1 protein-coding gene is annotated in these 1,731 nt (G+C 32.0%); it reads right to left on the bottom strand.

Translation table 11 applies throughout. The annotated features are described in order from the left end of the window. Nucleotides 1–455: 455 nt before the first annotated feature. Nucleotides 456–1,505 carry an IS110 family transposase gene (locus tag ENO17_10485; protein HER25459.1) on the bottom strand — a complete coding sequence of 350 codons (1,050 nt, stop codon included), beginning with the start codon at nt 1,503–1,505 and terminating at the stop codon, nt 456–458. Nucleotides 1,506–1,731 lie beyond the last annotated feature (226 nt).

Here is a 1,731-nt window from a genome sequence, read left to right as displayed (position 1 = left end):
TAGGGAGTTAATCTTTTTATCAAACGATATTCAAGCATTCAGCAAGTACAGACCTGCCCTGGCGAAGCTGAAAGCGTAGACGGGTCAATGGTCTTTCGATTGTCTATTAAGAAAAAAGTCAAGAGAAAATACTTTTCCATGAGTAAAAACTTACAGTATTACTCTCTGCTTTTGGGCTCGCTTTCGGAAAATGGCTGAAACCTTGAGCTTTGTTTTCTTAATTCTGCTTTAGTAATATTTTCTTTAATTGATTTATTATTCTCTTTTTCAAATCGTCTATTAGAGCCTCTAAAGGGCTACGTTAAATTTTTAGAATATTGGGAAGAGTTAACCGTCATTTTGGCTTTCTTCTTATTGAAGCACATCGAATGTTGAACTTCATTCCCAGAGAATTAAAATTACTATCCGATATTTTTATTAAACATACTCAAATCAGTTCAGTCAAAATATATTTTTTATGCGGCTTTAATCTCTAATTTCTTTCTCCAATGATATGGTTCATACTTTGTTTTATTTTTCATTACTGCATATACTGAGGTTGCCAGGTATCGGGTAATTGTATTTCTTGCATCTTTTTCTGTATATCCTTCTGTTAGCAGATATTCATAATATTCCCGGATATCATTCTTGCCTCCAAGTGCAGCGTGTGTAGCCATTTTGAAAACACATTTTAATTTCCTGGAATATCTCTTGTCCCTCTTGTTAAAACTTTTTTTACCGCTTTCTCTTTTATTTTTTGCCAGACCACTGTAACACCATAAACGATATTTGTTCTTGAATCTGCTTGCATCTATTATTATTCCGTATGCCCTTACTGATTGTATATCTCCAAATCCTGAAATCTGCTTTATTTGTTTTATTATATGATTATTCCTTACAGTTTCCCTGAAGAGAGCTTCAAATTTTTCTCGTTCTTCATCCAATGTTTTCATTACTGCTATTTGATGTTCCAGTATGAAATTCATTGCTTTATCTTTTTTATCATATTGTCCCTTTTCTGTTTTCTTTAATCCTATTGAGCGATAAATTGCTGAATACTGATTCTTTACTCTTACCCTGGCTGATGTCAGATCATCATAAGCACTAACTAATTTTCTGATTCTGTAACTGTTTTCATTATCCGTATGGTAAACTTCTTTCAGCATGCCTGCTCTTAATAGTTGACAGAGTTTGCCTGCATCTATTTTATCTGTCTTGGAACCTTCTTCCAGTAACCGGTTCCTGGATGGATTACATATTATCAATTTATCTACACTGTCCTTTAACTCAACATATAGCCACTGTGCTCCTGTTGTTTCTTCTATTGTTAGTATTTTTTTACCTTTAAGTGCCTTAAGGTATTCTTTGATTGACTTAACATTTGAAGCTATGTTATTTATAATTACTTTCATGCTGTTTGATCGCATCCTGGCTATTGATGCTCCATCTATTGACCAGTCAATTGCTATATAGTAATCATACAGATCCATTAACTGGAGATTGTTTGTTGTTTTATTTATTTTCATTTAGGTCTCCTTTCTAATTTGATGTTCATTTTTCTATCTTATTAAAGATAGTAACACTTTTAGAAAGCGAGACCTTTTCTTAATTTACCGTCATTAATTGTTTAAAGTTCAATAAATGACTTATTTATCTGTCGATAAGTTTTTCTTAATAATTAATTTTATTTCGCAAGAATTAATTTTTTTGTTTCAGAAAAATTTCCGGCTGAAATCTTATAGAAATAAACTC

Source organism: Candidatus Atribacteria bacterium (assembly GCA_011056645.1).
Classification (GTDB): Bacteria; Atribacterota; Phoenicimicrobiia; order Phoenicimicrobiales; family Phoenicimicrobiaceae; genus Sediminicultor; species Sediminicultor quartus.
Note: the sequence above shows the minus strand (reverse complement) of the source record. Positions and strands in the feature narration are given on the sequence as shown.

Bases quoted from the DNA above. Each gene is read 5' to 3' on its own strand.
- ENO17_10485 (HER25459.1), bottom strand. From the start codon at position 1,505: ATGAAAATAAATAAAACAACAAACAATCTCCAGTTAATGGATCTGTAT.